This window comes from Amycolatopsis sp. CB00013 (genome assembly GCF_001905755.1).
GTDB lineage: Bacteria > Actinomycetota > Actinomycetes > Mycobacteriales > Pseudonocardiaceae > Amycolatopsis > Amycolatopsis japonica.
Genome location: NZ_LIWC01000002.1, coordinates 1,098,282 through 1,115,875 on the forward strand (window position 1 = coordinate 1,098,282; position 17,594 = coordinate 1,115,875).

General features: G+C 67.9%; 18 protein-coding genes. 12 read left to right on the top strand and 6 right to left on the bottom strand.

The features are described 5' to 3' along the window. The first annotated feature begins 129 nt into the window (after nucleotides 1-129). On the top strand, nucleotides 130-1,440 hold the full coding sequence (locus tag AMK34_RS15310; RefSeq protein WP_037334592.1) for a GGDEF domain-containing protein: 1,311 nt from the start codon (nucleotides 130-132) through the stop codon (nucleotides 1,438-1,440). Here AMK34_RS15310 and AMK34_RS15315 read toward each other — a convergent pair. Further along, the gene (locus AMK34_RS15315) at nucleotides 1,437-2,018 is read right to left on the bottom strand and encodes a TetR/AcrR family transcriptional regulator (protein WP_081975716.1); all 582 of its coding nucleotides are present in this window, start codon (nucleotides 2,016-2,018) and stop codon (nucleotides 1,437-1,439) included. The genes AMK34_RS15310 and AMK34_RS15315 overlap by 4 nt on opposite strands. A gap of 134 nt (nucleotides 2,019-2,152) precedes the next feature. Here AMK34_RS15315 and AMK34_RS15320 point away from each other — a divergent pair, with 134 nt between their 5' ends. Continuing rightward, nucleotides 2,153-3,379: a lipase family protein gene (locus tag AMK34_RS15320; RefSeq protein ID WP_037334588.1), complete on the top strand. Its 1,227-nt coding sequence runs from the start codon at nucleotides 2,153-2,155 to the stop codon at nucleotides 3,377-3,379. A 156-nt stretch (nucleotides 3,380-3,535) separates the two neighbouring features. On the opposite strand, the gene AMK34_RS15325 is transcribed toward AMK34_RS15320, so the two are convergent. Next, nucleotides 3,536-3,943 (bottom strand): DUF3151 domain-containing protein, encoded by a 408-nt coding sequence (locus AMK34_RS15325; protein ID WP_038521526.1) that lies wholly within the window; start codon nucleotides 3,941-3,943, stop codon nucleotides 3,536-3,538. A 395-nt stretch (nucleotides 3,944-4,338) separates the two neighbouring features. On the opposite strand from AMK34_RS15325, the gene AMK34_RS15330 reads away from it, so the two are divergent. Continuing rightward, nucleotides 4,339-5,544: a hypothetical protein gene (locus AMK34_RS15330; RefSeq protein ID WP_037334584.1), complete on the top strand. Its 1,206-nt coding sequence runs from the start codon at nucleotides 4,339-4,341 to the stop codon at nucleotides 5,542-5,544. Nucleotides 5,545-5,547: 3 nt separating this feature from the next. Here the strand turns inward: AMK34_RS15330 and AMK34_RS15335 are convergent, their stop codons facing one another. The 3 genes from AMK34_RS15335 to AMK34_RS15345 form a co-directional block, all read right to left on the bottom strand. Further along, complete coding sequence (locus AMK34_RS15335) at nucleotides 5,548-6,825, bottom strand: ATP-binding protein (protein ID WP_073845803.1); 1,278 nt, start codon at nucleotides 6,823-6,825, stop codon at nucleotides 5,548-5,550. A gap of 226 nt (nucleotides 6,826-7,051) precedes the next feature. Then, nucleotides 7,052-8,080 (bottom strand): class II fructose-bisphosphate aldolase, encoded by a 1,029-nt coding sequence (gene fbaA, locus AMK34_RS15340; protein ID WP_038521530.1) that lies wholly within the window; start codon nucleotides 8,078-8,080, stop codon nucleotides 7,052-7,054. Between the two features lie 83 nt (nucleotides 8,081-8,163). Continuing rightward, nucleotides 8,164-8,985, bottom strand: coding sequence for an LLM class F420-dependent oxidoreductase (locus tag AMK34_RS15345; RefSeq protein WP_073845804.1), 822 nt, complete (start codon nucleotides 8,983-8,985; stop codon nucleotides 8,164-8,166). A gap of 50 nt (nucleotides 8,986-9,035) precedes the next feature. Here AMK34_RS15345 and AMK34_RS15350 point away from each other — a divergent pair, with 50 nt between their 5' ends. The 6 genes from AMK34_RS15350 to AMK34_RS15375 all read left to right on the top strand — a co-directional run bounded on the left by AMK34_RS15350 (nucleotide 9,036) and on the right by AMK34_RS15375 (nucleotide 14,871). Further along, a complete protein-coding gene (locus AMK34_RS15350; RefSeq protein WP_073845805.1) occupies nucleotides 9,036-9,950 on the top strand; it encodes an aldo/keto reductase in 915 nt (304 codons plus the stop codon). 149 nt (nucleotides 9,951-10,099) lie between these two features. After that, nucleotides 10,100-10,990: an SDR family oxidoreductase gene (locus AMK34_RS15355; protein ID WP_037334573.1), complete on the top strand. Its 891-nt coding sequence runs from the start codon at nucleotides 10,100-10,102 to the stop codon at nucleotides 10,988-10,990. 3 nt (nucleotides 10,991-10,993) lie between these two features. Beyond that, nucleotides 10,994-11,467 carry a pyridoxamine 5'-phosphate oxidase family protein gene (locus AMK34_RS15360; protein ID WP_073845806.1) on the top strand — a complete coding sequence of 158 codons (474 nt, stop codon included), beginning with the start codon at nucleotides 10,994-10,996 and terminating at the stop codon, nucleotides 11,465-11,467. A gap of 79 nt (nucleotides 11,468-11,546) precedes the next feature. After that, complete coding sequence (locus tag AMK34_RS15365) at nucleotides 11,547-13,016, top strand: flavin-containing monooxygenase (RefSeq protein WP_073845807.1); 1,470 nt, start codon at nucleotides 11,547-11,549, stop codon at nucleotides 13,014-13,016. Then, nucleotides 13,013-13,879 (top strand): metal-dependent hydrolase, encoded by an 867-nt coding sequence (locus AMK34_RS15370; protein ID WP_073845808.1) that lies wholly within the window; start codon nucleotides 13,013-13,015, stop codon nucleotides 13,877-13,879. Before AMK34_RS15365 ends, AMK34_RS15370 begins: the two co-directional genes overlap by 4 nt. Then, nucleotides 13,876-14,871, top strand: a complete 996-nt coding sequence (locus tag AMK34_RS15375) for a PDR/VanB family oxidoreductase (RefSeq protein ID WP_073845809.1) — start codon at nucleotides 13,876-13,878, stop codon at nucleotides 14,869-14,871. Before AMK34_RS15370 ends, AMK34_RS15375 begins: the two co-directional genes overlap by 4 nt. 4 nt (nucleotides 14,872-14,875) lie before the next feature. Here AMK34_RS15375 and AMK34_RS15380 read toward each other — a convergent pair whose 3' ends face one another. Further along, nucleotides 14,876-15,160: a YciI family protein gene (locus AMK34_RS15380; RefSeq protein ID WP_073845810.1), complete on the bottom strand. Its 285-nt coding sequence runs from the start codon at nucleotides 15,158-15,160 to the stop codon at nucleotides 14,876-14,878. A gap of 141 nt (nucleotides 15,161-15,301) precedes the next feature. On the opposite strand from AMK34_RS15380, the gene AMK34_RS15385 reads away from it, so the two are divergent. The 3 genes from AMK34_RS15385 (at nucleotide 15,302) to AMK34_RS15395 (ending at nucleotide 17,561) form a co-directional block, all read left to right on the top strand. Beyond that, nucleotides 15,302-15,877 (top strand): SigE family RNA polymerase sigma factor, encoded by a 576-nt coding sequence (locus AMK34_RS15385; RefSeq protein WP_007032484.1) that lies wholly within the window; start codon nucleotides 15,302-15,304, stop codon nucleotides 15,875-15,877. Between the two features lie 91 nt (nucleotides 15,878-15,968). Beyond that, nucleotides 15,969-17,162, top strand: a complete 1,194-nt coding sequence (nagA, locus tag AMK34_RS15390) for an N-acetylglucosamine-6-phosphate deacetylase (RefSeq protein WP_038521552.1) — start codon at nucleotides 15,969-15,971, stop codon at nucleotides 17,160-17,162. 18 nt (nucleotides 17,163-17,180) lie between these two features. Beyond that, nucleotides 17,181-17,561 carry a hypothetical protein gene (locus tag AMK34_RS15395; protein ID WP_037334561.1) on the top strand — a complete coding sequence of 127 codons (381 nt, stop codon included), beginning with the start codon at nucleotides 17,181-17,183 and terminating at the stop codon, nucleotides 17,559-17,561. Nucleotides 17,562-17,594: the final 33 nt, after the last annotated feature.

Sequence of the window (17,594 nt, forward strand, 5' to 3'; positions counted from 1 at the left end):
GCTGGCACCTTTCCCTCGACCTCTCAGAGAAAAGTACACACCTAGGGAGCTTGTCGACAGCCCGCAAGTCGGTAGAAGCTGTCCGTAAGTAGGGGGTTTCGGAGAATGACGCAAGAGTCAGGGGGAAAGATGATCACATCGGAGGAACGCGCTGGACATCGTTCGGCTCTCACGGTAGCGACGTGGGAGCTGTGGAAGAGGCCTAAACACTGGATCGCCTACACCGGGCTGTCCGTCGCGACGATGCTGGCACTGACGGGGGTCTTCGCCGCATCCATCGCCATCACGTCTTCGCAGGTCCTGCTGTGTTCCCTGCTCGCGGGGCTCGCCATCGCGCACACCGAGGCGACCCGCCGGATCGAGCGCCAGCGGCGCAGCATGAGCGTCACCCCGCATATCAACATGACCTCGGTCTGGGTCCTGCCGGGCGCGATCCTGCTTCCGCCGCAGTTGACCGCGCTTCTCGTAACCGTGATCTATCTTCACCTCGGATACCGCAGCTGGGCGGGCCTCCGCACGGTCAACCCCCATCGAACTGTGGCGAACGCCACATCGATGACGCTGACCGCGTTCGCCGCCTGGGCGGCCGTGCAGATCGTCGGCGCCGACACGGCGTCGGTGACGTCGATCTGCGCCGCGAGCCTCGCCTTCTTCCTGATGAACGCCGTCTTCACCGGCACCGGCCTGTACTTCGCGGCGCCCAAGAAGGCGACCGTCCAGACGCTCCTCGGTTCCTGGGACGACAACATCCTCGAAGCCTCGACGGTCTGCATCGGCGCGCTCGTGCTCGCCGTCCTGCCGCATCAGCCGGTACTCGTGCTGCTCGTCTTCCTGCCGCTGTACCTGCTGCAGCGTTCGGTGCTGATCAAGCAGCTGGAGGAGCTCGCCACCACCGACCAGAAGACCCAGCTGCTCAACGCCACGACCTGGCAGCAGGGCGCCGTCCGCGAGGTCTCCCGCGCCGAGCGTGAGAACGGCCAGTTCGGCGCGCTGATGATCGACCTCGACCACTTCAAGAGCATCAACGACACGTACGGCCACCTGGCGGGCGACGATGTCCTCAAGGGTGTCGCGGCGCTGGTCAAGGCCGAAACGCGGACGCAGGACCTCGCCGGCCGCTTCGGCGGTGAGGAGTTCGTCGTACTCCTGACCTCGTCTTCGAAGCAGGAGTCCGTCGCGGTCGCCGAGCGGATCCGGCAGCGGATCAGCGAAATGGTCATCAAGACCCAGGACAACGAGGGCAACGCCGTGGTCATCGAGCAGCGGACGGCGTCGGTCGGCGTCGCGACGTTCCCGCTCGACGGCCGGACGATCGACGAGGTCATGGCCTCGGCCGATGCCTCCGTCTACGCGGCCAAACGCAACGGCCGTAACCGCGTCGTCTCGTCACCGGATCTGGCGTCGGTCACCGAAGAAGCCATGGAGGCCGTCGCGGCCTAACGCAGTCTTTCCATCACGTCGGCGGCCGCGGTCCGGAGACGGACGACGCCGCCGACGGTGAATTCGGTGAGCAGGTCGATGAGCGCGTCCGCGTCGGGCGGCTCACCGTCCCAGCTCGCCTGGACGAGCGCCTCGGTCATCGCGAAGAACAGCGTGACCAGCGCCTTGTCCGCGCGGCCGGAGTCGACGCCGTGGCGTGCCCAGCGCTGACGGCTCGCCTCGGTGTAGACGGTCGCGAGCCGTTCCCGAAGCCGGGTGAGGGCCGGGTCGCCCATGCGCTCCGCTTCACGCAGCACGGGGAACGCGTCGGGATTCGCCGCGACGAAGGCGAACATGTTGGCGTAGTTGGCGCGGGCCCAGGACCGGAGCTCGGGCTGCGAGAGGTCGAGGGCGGGCGCGCCGATCGCCTCGAAGGCGCGTTCCTCGATGTCCGCCACGACCTGGGCGAACAACGTCGTGCGATCGCCGAACTGCTCGTAGACGGCCTGGCGGGACACCCCCGCGCGCCGGGCGATCTGCTCGATCGTCGCGGCCTGCGCGCCGTGCACCGCGAAGACGCCGGCGGCCGAACCCAGCACCCGCGCGCGTTGCTCGCCGATCGGGAGTTTGCGGGGTCTCCCTCGCGGCGCCGGACTTGACATTGTGCGCCACCTCACTGACTCTCTTTTTCGACACGTCTGTCGAAAATGTTTGTGCTCAACGAGGAGCAAGCATGCGTCCAGGATCCCGGCGCGGTGTGTCCGCCGCCGTCTCAGCGGCCACCATCGCGGCCCTGCTGACCTTCGGGGCACAGCAGGCCGGCGCCGCCCCGTCCTTCTACGATCCCCCGTCGCCGCTGCCCGCGGGTGCTCCCGGCGACATCATCCGGCACGAGCCGTCCACCTTCTACGTCGATCCCGTGAAACTCATCAAGGCCGACGCGGACGTCCAGCGCATCATGTACCGCAGCACCGACACCCACGGCCGGGCCAACGCCGTGACCGGCACCGTCCTCACCCCGAAGAAGGCGTGGACCGGCGCGGGCGAGCGGCCGGTCATCGGCTACGCGGCCGGGACGCAGGGCGTCGGCGACCAGTGCGCGCCGTCGAAAGCCCTCTCGGCGGGCATGGAGTACGAAGGCCCCTTCATCGCCGGGCTGCTGCTTCGCGGCTACGGCGTCGTCGTCACCGACTACGAAGGCCTCGGCACTCCCGGCGTCCACACGTACGTCAACCGCGTCGCCGAGGGCAACGCCGTCCTCGACTCGATCCGCGCGGCGCAGCGCCTGCCCGAAGCGAATCTGCCGGACAACGGCCCGGTCGCGACCGCGGGCTACTCGCAGGGCGGCGGGGCGTCGGCGTCGGCCGCCGAACTGCAGCCGTCGTACGCGCCCGAACTCAAGCTGAAGGGCTCGTACGCGGGCGCCGTCCCGGCCGACCTGGCCGAAGTCGGCAAGAACATCGACGGGCACTACGCGTTCGGGTTCCTCGGCTTCACGATGGTCAGCATGGACGCGGCGTACCCGGAGCTGAACATCCCGTCCCTGCTGAACGCGAAGGGCGCCGAAGCGTTCGAGAAGGTCAAGCAGGAGTGCACTGTGGACGCGATCTTCGCGCACGCGTTCACGCAGTCGAAGGACCTGACGAAAGATGGCAGGCCGCTGACGGCTTACCTCGGCGAAGAGCCCTACAAGACGCGAGTCGGGGAGCAGCTCATCGGTGCGCGTAAGCCGGGCGCCCCGACTCTGGTCGTCCACAGTGCTCTCGACGACATCGTCCCCTACGCGCAGGGGAGGACCATGGCGCGCTCGTGGTGCGCGAAGGGTGCGAAGGTGCAGTTCTCGACTTCGCTGGTTCCGACGCACGTCGGCGGGGCGATCCGGGCGTTCCCGGAGGCCTTCGCTTGGCTTGAGGGACGCTTCGCGGGGCTGCCGGCCTTCGGGAACTGCGGCCTGTTCTAGCGCTGCCTGGCCGAAAGTCCGTGAAGGCCTCCTTGAGGGACTCTGGGTCCCTCAAGGAGGCCTTCACGGACTGGGCACACAGGCGCGGCGTGGCCGATCGGTCCAGGTGGTCGTGAGTGGCGATTCGGGTTAGAACCCGAATCGCCACTCACGACGTCACTTGAGGCCGGTGGCTTCCGCGGCGGCGGGGTCCGAGTCGCTCAGGAAGGTCCTGCAGCGGTCGTACTCCTCGGTCTCGCCGATCTTGCCGGCGGCCTTGCCGAGGACGGCGAGCGAACGCAGGAAACCCTGGTTCGGACGGTGCGACCACGGCACCGGCCCGTGTCCCTTCCAGCCCGCGCGGCGGAGCTGGTCGAGGCCGCGGTGGTAACCGGTGCGGGCGTAGGCGTACGCGGCGACGGTCTCGCCCGCGTCGAGCGCCTTCTCGGCGAGGGCGGCCCACGCCTCGCTGTAGTCGGGGTGCTCGGCGGCGACGGCGGCCGGATCGGTCCCGGCGTCCAGCGCCGCCTGCGCGGCGGTGTGCTCGGGGAGATGCGTCGGCTGGGGGCCGAGGAGGTTCGTCATACGGGCCATTGTGCCGACCCGTCTCCCCAAGGGCGCCCCGCGCCCGACGGAGACTTCACATCGCGCGCCCTTTGTCGGCCGAAGGCCACGAAAGTTCGATGAAGGGGCGCATCTCGGAGCACGCGACCATCGCCGGAGAACGGCGCCCCTTCGGCGAGCTTTCGTCAGCGCGCGATCAGCAGCGCTGTGACTAGAAGAACAGGCTCCCGAGAATGCCCCCACCGGCCAGCACCAGAGCGGCGACGAGGACCGCCGCGACGAGTCGTTTCGGCATCATGGCGGCACACCTTGCCCTGTTTCGCACGCCGGTCGCAAATCCACCACCCCTACGGGTGAACCCCGATTTTCGACCCCAAATGCCCATCCCGTGATCTGGAGCAGGGAAGATGACCCGCATGACAAAGGCGACAGAAGTGACCGGGGACCTTTCGCCGGGTGTCATCCCCCGCAGCCCGATCGCGAAGACGAGGCTGTTCTTCAAGCTCCATTGGCACCGCGGCGCGCCGGGACAGGCGACGCCGGACTGGGTGCTGAACTTCTGCTACTCGATGTGGCTGGCCGCGTTCGCCTTCAAACTGGTGGGCTCGTCCTGGGACATGTCGTGGCATTTCATGTGGCTGCGCGACGACCTCGCCCCGCCGCATCTGATCAACACCGTCGGCACGGTGATCATCATGGTGCTGGTGGCGATCCACAGTTACACCGGCATGGGTGCCGACCGGCGTTCGCTGCGGCTGATGCAGATCGGGCTCGTGGTGTTCCTCATCGCGGCGCCGCTGGACGTCATCAACCACCGCGTCAACGGTCTCGACCTGACCGCGTGGAGCCCGTCGCACATGATGCTCTACATCGGAACGGGCATCATGCAGGCCGGCGTGATCATGGGCTGGCTCAAGTACGCCAAGCCCGGCCGCCTGCGCACCGGTGTCCTGATCGGACTGTGGGCCTTCTTCCTCGAGAACACGTTCTTCCCGAACGGTCAGCAGGAGTACGGCATCCTCGGCCTGCGCGCCTGGGAACGCGGCACGCCCGAGGCCGAACCCGAGTTGCTGAACTTCGCCGCCAACCAGATCGGGCATCCGGTCGACCGGGTGGCCGTCGAGTACTTCACGATGCCGATCGACGACTGGGTGTACCCCCTGTGGGGCATCGGCGTGATGGCGCTGATCTTCGCGCTGGCGCGGCACACGACCGGCTTCCGCTGGGCGGGCACGACGGTCGCCGCCGCGTACCTCGCGTACCGGCTGGTGATGTGGCCGCTGCTGCTCGGGATGGGTTTCCCGGTCTCGGTCGTGCCGTTCTATCTGCTGGCCGTCGGCCTCGCCGTCGACCTGGCGTTCCGCATCGGGCGGGGGCATCCGATGCTGACGGCGGGCGCGGGCGCGCTGCTGGTGACCGCTTTCGGCTACGGGATGCTGTGGGTGCAGTCGCAGTTCCGGCCGTGGATCCTCGGCGACGCGCACACGGAGTCGGCGCCGCCGGTGGCCTACTGGACGGCCGCGGTCTGCCTGGTCGGGGTCGGCGTGCTGTGGGCCGCCGCCGGACCGGGGACGCGGGCGATGAACTCGGTGCTGGAGAAGCGTCGCGCACGCGCCGCCTGAGTCTCACGTAGCCGGATCGTGCCCGGCCCGCCACAAGGAATCGAGCGGGAGCGCCATCAGCCGATCACCGAAGCTGATGGCGCCCTGGCTCCCCGTGTGCAAGACGATTCCTTGCGTGAACTGATCACCGAGAAGGTCTCTCAACTGGGCGAGGCCGCGGAAATCCGCCGCGGTCACGGTGTCTCGCGCCTTCGCTTCGACGCCGACAACCTGCCCGTCGTCCCGTTCCATGACCACGTCGACCTCCGCGCCACCGCTCACTCGCCAGTGGTGGAGCCGAACCTCGGCTTCGCTCCACGTCGCTTGCTTGGCAAGTTCATTGACGATGAAGGTCTCGACAAGGGGGCCACGGGTCGGCGCCACGGGCTTCGCCAGGGATTCCGGTGACACGCCCAGCAAAGAAGCGGCGAGGCCCGTGTCGGTGAGGTGCAGTTTGGCGTGTTTCACCGCCCGGGACGTCAGATTTCGCGACCACGCCGGGAGCCGGTGGACCAGGAACACCGCTTCGAGCAACTCGACGTACTTGTTCACCGTGGTGCGGTGAAGGCCTGTCCTGGTCGACGTGTTCACGCTGTTGTGCTCTTGCGCTGTGATGGAGGCCAGGTAGGCCAGCAAGGCCGTCATCGCGCTGGGTTCATTGACCCTGGACATCTCCCGGATGTCGCGCTCCGCGATGGCCTGCACGTAGGCACGGAACCAGGCCTTACGCGCACGCGCGCCGCCGAGAAGCGCGGGTTCGGGAAAACCTCCGCGACAGATCCGCGCGAAGTAGTCCGCGCGATCGACGTTCGCGGGACCGAGGCCGAGCAAACGGCCGGGTTCGTCGAAAGCGACATCGATGAACCGCTCGAACCGTCCCTCGAACTCCCCCTGCGAAAACGGCCACACATCGACGACGACGCCCCGTCCCGCCAGGGACTCCGAAAGGCTGGGAGTCGCCAGGAACCTGGTGGACCCGGCCAGGACGTAGCGTCCTGGCCCGCTCTCCGCGTCGACCTCCGCCTTGATCGCTCTGATCAGCGGGTCCCCTGCCCGTTGCACCTCATCGATGAGCCTGGGCTCCGGGCCGGTACCGGCGAATCCGACGGGGTCCTCGATGGCCGCTTGCAGAAGCTGCTCGTCGTCGAGGTTGAAGGAGGTACCACCGTGACGCCGGTGCAGATGCCTGAGCATGGTCGTCTTACCGGCCTGACGCGGGCCGTTGAGGATCACGATACGAAAGCTCGCCAGGTACTCCTCGGCGACGGCGCAACTGGCCCGTACCAGGTCCGATTCGGCCATAGCTCCTCGAAATGCCGGAGGTCGTGTACATCTCACAGTACCCTCGACCGACATTTCACGACCAGGTGAACCACCATTCCACAGCGCAAGTGACCGACATTTTGCTGATCATGAAACCGCTGGCCTCAGCCACGCTCCGAGTACATGAAGGCCCCCTTCCTTGCGTCTAGCGCAAGGAAGGGGGCCTTCATGTACTTCCGCATTCAGAGGACGAAATGCGGGAGGGTCAGAGCTTCTTGCCGGCGGAGCCCAGCGACTGGGCGGCCTCGACGATGCGCGCGGCCATGCCGGCCTCGGCGGCCTTCAGGTAGCTACGCGGGTCGTAGACCTTCTTGTTGCCGACCTCGCCGTCGATCTTCAGGACGCCGTCGTAGTTCTTGAAGAAGTGGTCCGCGATGGGCCGGGTGAAGGCGTACTGCGTGTCGGTGTCGACGTTCATCTTCACGACGCCGTAGGACACCGCCTCGCGGATCTCCTCCGGCAGCGAGCCGGAACCGCCGTGGAAGACCAGCTCGAACGGCTTCGAACCCGCCGGGAGGCCGAGCTTCTTCGACGCCGCCTCCTGGCCGCCCTTGAGCACGTCCGGGCGCAGCTTCACGTTGCCGGGCTTGTAGACGCCGTGCACGTTGCCGAAGGTCGCGGCCAGCAGGTAGCGGCCGTTCTCGCCGGAGCCGAGCGCGTCGATCGTCTTCAGGAAGTCGCCCTCGGCGGTGTACAGCTTCTCGTTGATCTCGGCTTCGACGCCGTCTTCCTCGCCGCCGACGACGCCGATCTCGACCTCGAGGATGATGTTCGCGGCCGCGGCCTTGGCGAGCAGCTCCTGCGCGATCTCGAGGTTCTCGTCGAGGTCGATCGCGGAGCCGTCCCACATGTGGCTCTGGAACAGCGGGTTCTGGCCGTTCTTGACCCGCTCCGCCGAGATCTCGATCAGCGGGCGGACGAAGCCGTCGAGCTTGTCCTTCGGGCAGTGGTCGGTGTGCAGCGCGACGTTCACGTCGTACTTGGCGGCGACGACCTGGGCGAACTCGGCGAGCGCGACCGAACCGGTCACCATGTCCTTGACCTTCTGGCCGGACGCGAACTCCGCGCCGCCGGTGGAGAACTGGATGATCCCGTCGCTCTCCGCCTCGGCGAACCCGCGGATGGCGGCGTTCAGGGTCTCCGACGAGGTCACGTTGATGGCCGGGTAGGCGAATTCGTTCGCCTTCGCCCGGTCGAGCATCTCCGCGTAGACCTCGGGGGTGGCGATGGGCATCGTTTACTCCTCCTCGAAGCAGGCTGGTGCACCTCTCGGCCGCATCGTACGAGGTCGGCCGGGAGGTGCCTACAGCCGTCGCGTCAGAGGAGGACCGCGGCGAGCGCCCGGTAGACCGGCAGGGGGTCTTGGTTCAGTACCTGGATGTTGACGTGGTCCGCCCCGGCTTCGATATGCGCGGTGACGCCGCGGGCGACCGTCTCGGCGTCGCCGTGGACGGCCAGCGCGTCGACCAGTTTGTCGCTGCCCTCGCCTGCCAGGTCTTCGTCGGTGAAACCGAGTTTCCGCAGGGAGTTCGTGTAGTTGACGAGGCTCAAGTAGAACTGGACACCCGGCCGCCCGATCTCACGGGCCTTCCCCGGGTCGGCCTCGAGGACGACCTTTTGCTCGGGCGCGAGCAGCGGTCCTTCGCCGAGGATCTCCCGCGCCTGGCGGGTGTGCTCGGGCGTCATCAGGTACGGGTGGGCTCCCGCCGTGCGGTCTCCTGCGAGTTTGATCACCTTCGGGCCGAGAGCGGCGAGAACGCGGCCTTCGACCGGCACCCCGGCGTCGTCGAGCGCGTCGAGGTACTCGACCAGCGCCGTGTACGGCTTCTTGAACTCGGCGGTGTGCTCGCGGTGCCCGGCCCCGATCCCGAGCAGGAACCGGCCCGGGTGCTTCGCCTCGATGCGCTTGTACGACTCGGCGACCGTGACCGCGTCGTCCTTCCAGATGTTGACGATGCCGGTGGCCACCTTGATCGTCTTCGTGGCGTCGAGCAGCTCCTCCGCCTTCACGAGGTCGCCGTCCGGTGAGCCGCCCAGCCAGATCGCGCCGTAGCCGAGTTCCTCCAGCTCACGGGCGATCTCCGGGGTGAAGACGGATTCGTGCTGCCAGATGCCGATCCTGCCGAGTTCGATTCCCATGTTCCGAGCCAACACCGCGGGCGGGCGATGTCTTCCCTTATGTTCGAACCATGGCGAAACTCGGGAACACCGACCTCGACGTCCGTGGGATCAACCTCGGCGGCAACGTCTTCGGCTGGACCGCGGACGAGGAGCAGTCCTTCGCCGTCCTCGACGCCTACACGGCGGCGGGCGGCAACTTCATCGACACCGCCGACCTGTACTCCCAAGGCGGTTCCGAGACGATCATCGGCGACTGGCTGGCCAAGCGCGGCCGCCGTGACGACGTCGTCATCGCGACCAAGACCGGTATGTGGGAGCAGCGCAAGGGGCTGTCGGCGGCGAACATCGCGGCGGCGGCCGAAGGCTCGCTGCGACGCCTCCGTACCGATCACATCGACCTCTACTACGCGCACATCGACGACCCGGACACGCCCGTCGAGGAGACGGTGCGCGCCTTCGACGCGCTCGTGCGCGCGGGCAAGGTGCGCTACGTCGCGGCGTCGAACTACTCGGCCGAACGACTGAGCGAAGCACTGTCCATTTCGGACCGCGAAGGGCTGGCGAAGTACGTCGCGCTGCAGCCCCACTACAACCTCGTCGAGCGGGACTACGAGCAGGATCTGGCGCCGACGGTCGAGCGCGAAGGCCTGACCGTCCTACCGTATTTCTCGCTGGCCAAGGGTTTCCTCGCCGGGAAGTACCGCTCGAAGGACGACCTCGGGGACAGCCCGCGCGCCGCTCGCGCTTCGTCCTATTTGGACGAACGGGGCGAGCGGGTGCTCGCGGCGCTCGACGAGGTCGCGGCCTCCCGCGGCGTCCCGGTCGCGGCCGTTTCGCTCGCGTGGCTGTTCGCGCAGCCGACCGTCACCGCGCCCATCGCGAGCGCCCGCTCGGTCGAGCAGCTGAACGACCTCCTGCCCGCGGCCGACCTCACGCTGACCACCGAGGAGGTCGACGCCCTCACCGCCGCCTCCGGAAGCTGACGACCCTCGCGTTTCGTCCTCTGGATGCGGTAGTCGGCACCACGAACTACCGCATCCAGAGGACGAAGCGCGGACTTACTTGCGGGTAGCTTACTCCGGGTAGGTTGAGGTACCGTCCGAAAGCCTTAGGGCTCGGACGAGGAGGCAACGTGGCCAAGAACAGCGTGAACGGCAAGGTCGTCCTGATCACCGGCGCCGCGAGGGGCATCGGCGCGGGGCTCGCCGAGCGCCTGGCCGCGCAGGGCGCGAAGGTCGCCTTGGTCGGCATCGAAGCCAAGGAACAGCAGGCGGTCGCCGACAAGATCGGCCCCAGCGCGCACGCGTGGGAAGCCGACGTCACCAGCTGGGACGACCTCGAACGCGCCACCGCGGGCGTCGTCGAGCACTTCGGCGGGATCGACATCGTCATCGCGAACGCCGGCATCGCGACCTCCGGTTTCGTCCGGTCGGTGGATCCCGCCGCCTTCGAAAAGGTCATCGAGGTCGACCTCCTGGGCGTTTGGCGCACCTTCCGCGTCACCCTTCCGCATGTCATCGACCGCAAGGGCTACCTGCTCGCGATCTCCTCGCTGGCCGCGATCACCCACGCGCCCGGCATGGCGAACTACGCCGCCGCGAAGGCGGGCGTCGAGGCGTTCTGCAACAGCTTCCGCGCCGAAGTCGCCCACCTTGGCGTGAAGGTCGGCGTCGCGCACCCCACCTGGATCCGCACCGACCTCGTCGAGAGCGCCGACCAGCACCCGGTCTTCGGCAAGCTCCGCGCCGGCATGCCCGGCCTGCTCGGCAAGACCTACCCGCTGTCCGTCGCGCTCGACCACCTGCAGGCCGGGGTCAACAAACGCGCCCGCACCGTGCACGTGCCCCGCTGGGTCGGCGGCCTGAAGCTGATCCGCGCGTTCCTGCCGCCGATCATCGAGATCGGCGCGAAGGGCCGGATCAAGAAGGCCGACGCCGCCGCGCTCATGGACATCAAGGAGCGCGGGGCGTACGAATCTTCAGTGACCGGCCAGGCAGGCCGGGCCGCCACACGAAAGGGCTGACGTATGTCCCGTCGCGACCAGATCCGCATGTCACCTGACGAACTCGCCGCTTACCTCGACGAGCAGAAGGTCATCAACGTCGCGACGATCGGCCCCAACGGCCGCCCGCATCTGGCGCCGCTCTGGTACTACCCGCACGAGTCCGGCGTCGCGACCTGGACCTACGGCACGTCCCAGAAGGCGAAGAACCTGGAGCGAGACCCCCGCGCCACCGTGCTCATCGAGGACGGCGAGAGCTACGAGAAGCTGCGCGGGGTCTCCCTCGAAGCCGACGTCGAGGTCATCACCGATACGGCCGTGGTCACCCAGATGGGTATCAGCCTCATGCAGCGGTACGCGGGCGCGAAGCCCGGGGACCCGGTGCCCGACGAGCTGTCCGGATTCATCGGCAAGCAGGCCCCGAAGCGGATCGGGCTGATTTTCCGGCCCACCAAGATCGTCAGCTGGGACCACACGAAACTCGGCGGCACGTACTGACGGGTAGGTAGTACTAGCAAGTAACTGTTACTTCAGGTAACGTCATCTGCGCAAGAAAGCCTCGACGTGGAGGGCGCAGATGACCGAGCGATTCAAGGTCGTGATCGTGGGCACCGGATTCTCCGGGCTCGGCCAGGCCATCCAGCTCGAAAAGGCCGGGATCTCCGACTACGTGATCCTGGAGAAGGCGGACGAAGTCGGCGGTACGTGGCGCGACAACTCGTACCCCGGCTGCGCCTGCGACGTGCAGTCCCACATGTACTCGTTCTCGTACGAGCAGAACCCGGACTGGTCGCGGTCGTTCTCGCCCGCCCCGGAGATCTTCCAGTACCTGAAGGACGTCACCGACAAGTACCGGCTGCGGCGCAAGATCCGCTTCGGGGTCGAGCTCACCGGCGCCACCTGGGACGACACCAAGCGTCGCTGGCACGTGCACACCAAGTCGGGTGAGTTCGAGGCCCAGTTCCTGGTCTCCGGCGTCGGCGGCCTGCACATCCCGCAGGTGCCCACGCTGCCCGGGATCGAGAAGTTCAAGGGCCAGACCTGGCATTCGGCGCAGTGGAACCACGAGTACGACCTGCGCGGCAAGAAGGTCGCCGTGGTCGGCACCGGCGCGAGCGCGATCCAGTTCGTCCCGAAGATCGCCCCCGAGGTCGACGAGCTGACGCTGTTCCAGCGGACGCCGCCGTGGATCATGCCGAAACCCGACCACGCCATGCCGGGCTGGGCCAAGACCGCGTTCCGCCGGATCCCCGGTGTGCAACGGCTTTACCGCAACGCGCTGTACTGGTTCCTCGAAGTGCGCGCCGTCGGCTTCAACGGTCACCCCGCGATCATGAAGGCCGGCGAGGTGATCGCGAAGCGCCACATCGGCAAGGCCATCAAGGATCCGAAGCTGCGCAAGAAGGTCACCCCGGACTACACCATGGGCTGCAAGCGGGTGCTGATCTCCAACGACTACTACCCGGCGATCAATCGGTCCAATGTGGACGTCAACACCGAAGGCGTGCGCGAGGTCAAGGCGCACAGCGTCGTCGACGGGAACGGTGTCGAGCACGAGGTCGACGCGATCATCTACGGCACCGGCTTCAAGGTCACGGATGCCTTGGAATACCTCGACATCACCGGGATCGACGGCCGCGACCTCGCCAAGGAATGGGCGACCGAGGGGATGCACACGCACAAGGGCATCAGCGTCGCCGGTTTCCCCAACCTGTTCTTCCTCCTCGGCCCGAACACCGCGCTGGGCCACAACTCCGTGGTCTTCATGATCGAGTCGCAGGCGCGGTACGTCGTCGACGCGATCAAACTCGCCGACTCGCGGGGCGCCGCCGCGCTCGACGTCCGCCCCGGCGTGCAGGAGAAGTTCCAGCGCGAGATCCAGGACAAACTCGTCAAGGGCGTGTGGACCCAGGGCGGCTGCAAGAGCTGGTATCTCGACGCGAAGGGCGTCAACCGCACGATCTGGCCGGGCTTCACCTGGCGCTACTGGCTCGACACCCGCAAGGTCGACGCGAGCGACTACGAACTCAGCGGGAGGTCGTCGTGACCGACCACGAGCAGATCGTCCTGCACGCCCGCGACGTCGAGTTCGACTGGGCGTCGCTGCCGATGCACTGGATCCCCGGCGAACCGCAGGCGACGCACACGATCAACGTGCTGCACCTGGCGCTGCCGGAGGGCGAACGCTGGTTCGTCGAGGTGTTCAAGCAGGCCGTGCCGCTGATCCGCGACGAGCGGCTCAAGGAGGACGTCCTCGGCTTCATCGGCCAGGAGGCCATGCACGCCGAGGCGCACGACGGCGCGGCCGAACACCTCGAAGCCGCGGGCGTCCACGTGCGGCCGTACATCGCGCAGATGGAGTGGATGTTCCGCCGTCTGCTCGGCGACCGTGAGCTTTCCGCCAAACGGCGCGAAGAATGGTTGATCGAACGGCTCGCCGTCATCGCCGCGATCGAGCACTACACGGCGTTCCTCGGCCAGTGGATCCTCGACGCCGAAGCGCTCGACAAGGCCGGCGCCGATCCGACGATGCTGGATCTCCTGCGCTGGCACGGCGCCGAAGAGGTCGAGCACCGCTCGGTCGCGTTCGATCTGTTCATGCACCTCGACGGCCGGTACGCGCGCCGCGTGCGCAGCATGCTCGTGGTGACGCCGGTGCTCGCGTGGGTCTTCTTGCGGGGCACCAGGTTCCTCATGAAGAACGACCCGACCCGGCCGGGCAAGACGAGTTTCCGGACCTATCTGCGCGTCGCGAAGCTCGGGCTGCTGCCGTCGGGCAGGCAGTTGCGGCGCGAGATCCGGCCGTACTTCCGGAAGTCCTATCACCCCACCGAAACCGGCAACACGGATCAGGCCGTCGCGTACCTCGCGAGCTCTCCGGCCGCGCTGGCCGCCGACGAACCCCGATGACCAGGCCGCTGCGGCTCGACGGCAGCGGGCGCACCGACCGCGCGATGGCGTCGCTGACCGGTGTCGTCGCGCTCTACCGCAGGCTCAGCGGGGTGAGCGGCCGTCGCCGTCCGCCTGTGGTCGCCGTCGACCGTGACCTCCCGCTGGTCGTCGACGACCTCCGCGCCCAGGCGGACGGCGTCGCCGTCCTGCGGCTGGTGCACGAACGCGGCGAGCCGCTGCCCCGGTGGCGTCCTGGCGCGCACATCGATCTCTCGCCGCGGCCGGGCCTGGTCCGGCAGTACTCCCTGTGCGGCGATCCGGACGACCGCTCGGCCTACCGCGTCGGAGTCCGCTTGCTCGGCGAGGGATCGACGGCGATGCACGCGCTGAAGAAGGGCGCGCGGATCACCGGGCGCGGCCCGCGCAACGCCTTCCCGTTCGTCGAGAGCCCGGCGTATCTGTTCATCGCGGGCGGTATCGGGATCACGCCGATCCTGCCGATGGTGCGGCAGGCGGCCGCTTCGGGAGCGGATTGGCGACTGGTCTACACCGGTCGCGACGAGGCTTCGATGCCGTTCTTGGAGGAATTGTCCGAATTCGGCGACCGCGTTTGGATCCGGCCGGACACGGACCACGGGATCCCCGCGTCGGGCGAGGAATTGCTCGAAGGGACACCGAAGAGTGCCCCGATCTACTGCTGCGGCCCGGTTCCGATGATCGTGAGCGTCCGGACGGACGCCGCGCTGCGCGGCTCGGGACCCGTGTTCTTCGAACGGTTCTCGACGCCGCCGATCGTAGGCGGCAAGCCGTTCCGCGTCGAACTCGCGCGCAGCGGCGTGACCCTGGACGTGCCCGCCGACCGGTCGACGCTCGACGTCCTGCGCGAGACCGTGCCCGGTATCGCTTATTCGTGCCGCCAGGGGTTTTGCGGGACGTGCGAACTGCCGACGGTGACCGGCGACCGCGTCCGGGTCTGCGTCGAACGCGAGCCGGTCACCCTCGATCTCTGAGTTGTCAGGCTTCCTTGGGGACCCAGGCGCCGATCACCGGCTTGAACTCGCGCACGGTCCGCTTCGCCACGACCCCTTCGAGGTGGTACGGGTCCTGGTCGATGATCTCCATCAACGCCGCCTCGTCGGCCGCCTGGTACATCGAGATGCCACCGGAGCCGTCGCCCAGCGGGCCGCCGAGCGCGACGACGCCCTGGTCGGCGAGGTCGGCGAGGAACTTCCGGTGCCGGGGACGCACGTCCGCCAGCTTCTCCTGCACGTACGTGATCTCCACCAGGAACCAGGCCATCGACATCTCCAAGGTCGTTCCGACAGACGCCTCCCAGCTTCTCAGGATCCGACCAGGCAGGAGTCACGCCCCACCCGATACGCTGATCGAGCGCCACGCACAGGTTGTGCTTCAAAGGGGTAAATGAACAGGTAGGGGTACATGCTCGAGGGCAATGCGGAACGCAGTGTCGAGGCGACCCTCGGCCACTTGCGCACCATGGACGGACCGGTCACGCCACCGCCGCCTGCGGCACCGCTGACCCTTGAGGATCTCTATCGCCAGCACCGGATGCGGCTCGTCCGGCTGGCCATCCTGCTCGTGGACGAACCGGCGACCGCCGAAGACGTCGTCCAGGAGGCCTTCACCGGGCTGCACCGCAACTGGGGGCGCCTGCGCGACGCCGCCGCGGCCGTCGGATACCTGCGCACCGCCGTGGTCAACGGCTCACGCAGCGTGCTGCGCCGCCGCAAGACCGCGCGCGAGTACGTCGCGCCGCACGCCGTCAACGCGCGTTCGGCCGAAAGCCTCGCCATGCTGTCGAGTGAACATCAGGCCGTTGTGAGCGCTTTGTCCAAACTGCCCCCTCGCCAGCGCGAGGTTTTGGTCCTCCGTTACTACGGTGGGCTGAGTGAGGCCGAAATCTCGGAGGCCGCCGGGATTTCGAAAGGTACCGTTAAGTCAACCGCCAGCCGGGCGCTCGAAGCACTGCAGAAAGCGATGCAGTCACCGAACTGATGCCCGGCCTTCATCTCGACCGCTGGGTTGTGCCGCCATGCTTGGTCCAGACCAATATATGCTGGGGGGCGTGAGAGGCGCCGGAGATTTCGTGATCGCGGGCGGCCGGGTCGTCGCCCCGGACCGTGTACTCGACGACGGCTGGCTGGCTATCGCCGGCGGCAAGATCGTCCAAGTCGGTTCCGGGACACCCCCGGACATCGGCAGTGCCGACTATGTGGACGTCGAGGGCGGCCTGGTCGTCCCGGGCTTCGTCGACACCCATTGCCACGGCGGTGGGGGCGGATCGTTCTCCAGCGCGAACCCCGAGGAGCTGTTCCGCGCGGTCCGCGCGCACCGGCGGCACGGGACCACGACGATGCTCGGCAGTCTGGTCTCGGACCCCATCCCGGTGCTCAGGGACCAGATCGCGGCCCTTCGTGAGCTGGTCCAAGAGGGTGAACTTGCCGGAATTCACCTTGAAGGACCCTTCATCTCGAAGGCGCGCTGCGGGGCGCACGACCCGGCGACGCTGATCGAGCCGGACACGGCGACGGTCAACGCGTTGCTCGGCGCGGGCCGCGGCGACATCCGGATGGTCACCCTCGCCCCCGAACTGCACGGCGGGATCAAGGCCGTCCGGCAACTGGCCGAATCGGGCGTCATCGCCGCCATCGGGCACACCGACGGCGTCGAGGACCAGATCATCCCCGCGATCGACGCGGGCGCCTCCGTCGCGACACACCTCTTCAACGCCATGCGGCCGCTCCACCACCGCGAGCCGGGCCCGATCGGCGCCCTCCTCGACGACGAGCGCATCACCGTCGAACTGATCTGCGACCTCGTCCACGTGCACCCGACCGTCCTGCGGCTGGCCGCGCACCACGCGGGCAAGGGCCGGACGGTGCTCATCACCGACGCCATGTCGGCCACCGACGCCGCCGACGGCAGTTACATCCTCGGCCGCCTCGAGGTCGACGTCCGCGACGGCGTCGCCACCCTGGCCGGGAACGGTTCACTGGCGGGCAGCACGCTGACCATGGACGCGGCCTTCCGCAACCTCGTGCGCGGCGCGGGCATCGACCTGCTCGACGCGGTCCGCGCGACCTCCGGGCGCCCCGCCGAACTGCTCGGCATCGCCGACCGGACCGGCTCGCTGCGGGCCGGGCTCGCGGCCGACCTCGTCGTGCTCGACCGCGACCTGCGGCCGGTCAAGGTGCTTCGTCAGGGCAAGTGGGTCGAAGACGACGCTGCGGCTACATTGAGCAGCGCCATCGAAGGCGGTGTGTCGGTCAGCGACGGGTAGCGGCGAAAGGAGTCCCGGATGAGCGAGCCCAAGGACCCGGAGAAGCTCCTAGCCGATGCCCTGCGCGCTCAGGCCGTCTTCGCCCCTTCGGCGGAGCGGATCTCCGAGACGACCACCGACAAACCGGTCGAAACGGACACCGAGAGTAATCTCGGATCCGCCGGCGAACACGAACTGCCGCTGCAGTACGGCCTGCTGTCCGGAGCCGGCGCGGACTCGCTCGAGCGAGAGCGCGTCGCGCTGGAAGACGCGGAAACGGCCAGGTTGGCGGAGCGCCCGACACCGCCTCCTGCGCCTTCGCCGGGCAGCCCGCCGCTGCCCGCGTACTGGGTGTTGCTGCTGGCCGTGCTGCTGGGGCTCGCCGCCGGTTCGGTGATCGGGCTGCTCACGCTGATCTGAGCGGGGTCTCCCGCCGGGTCAAGGCACTCTGCG

Excerpts from the sequence above, each read along its gene's own strand:
- AMK34_RS15325 (WP_038521526.1), bottom strand. The coding sequence starts at position 3,943 with ATGACGAACCTCCTCGGCCCCCAGCCGACGCATCTCCCCGAGCACACC.
- AMK34_RS15385 (WP_007032484.1), top strand. The coding sequence starts at position 15,302 with ATGCTCGAGGGCAATGCGGAACGCAGTGTCGAGGCGACCCTCGGCCAC.
- AMK34_RS15365 (WP_073845807.1), top strand. The coding sequence starts at position 11,547 with ATGACCGAGCGATTCAAGGTCGTGATCGTGGGCACCGGATTCTCCGGG.
- AMK34_RS15310 (WP_037334592.1), top strand. The coding sequence starts at position 130 with ATGATCACATCGGAGGAACGCGCTGGACATCGTTCGGCTCTCACGGTA.
- AMK34_RS15360 (WP_073845806.1), top strand. The coding sequence starts at position 10,994 with ATGTCCCGTCGCGACCAGATCCGCATGTCACCTGACGAACTCGCCGCT.
- AMK34_RS15330 (WP_037334584.1), top strand. The coding sequence starts at position 4,339 with ATGACAAAGGCGACAGAAGTGACCGGGGACCTTTCGCCGGGTGTCATC.
- AMK34_RS15350 (WP_073845805.1), top strand. The coding sequence starts at position 9,036 with ATGGCGAAACTCGGGAACACCGACCTCGACGTCCGTGGGATCAACCTC.
- AMK34_RS15380 (WP_073845810.1), bottom strand. The coding sequence starts at position 15,160 with ATGGCCTGGTTCCTGGTGGAGATCACGTACGTGCAGGAGAAGCTGGCG.
- fbaA (WP_038521530.1), bottom strand. The coding sequence starts at position 8,080 with ATGCCCATCGCCACCCCCGAGGTCTACGCGGAGATGCTCGACCGGGCG.
- AMK34_RS15320 (WP_037334588.1), top strand. The coding sequence starts at position 2,153 with ATGCGTCCAGGATCCCGGCGCGGTGTGTCCGCCGCCGTCTCAGCGGCC.
- AMK34_RS15395 (WP_037334561.1), top strand. The coding sequence starts at position 17,181 with ATGAGCGAGCCCAAGGACCCGGAGAAGCTCCTAGCCGATGCCCTGCGC.
- AMK34_RS15345 (WP_073845804.1), bottom strand. The coding sequence starts at position 8,985 with ATGGGAATCGAACTCGGCAGGATCGGCATCTGGCAGCACGAATCCGTC.
- AMK34_RS15375 (WP_073845809.1), top strand. The coding sequence starts at position 13,876 with ATGACCAGGCCGCTGCGGCTCGACGGCAGCGGGCGCACCGACCGCGCG.
- AMK34_RS15335 (WP_073845803.1), bottom strand. The coding sequence starts at position 6,825 with ATGGCCGAATCGGACCTGGTACGGGCCAGTTGCGCCGTCGCCGAGGAG.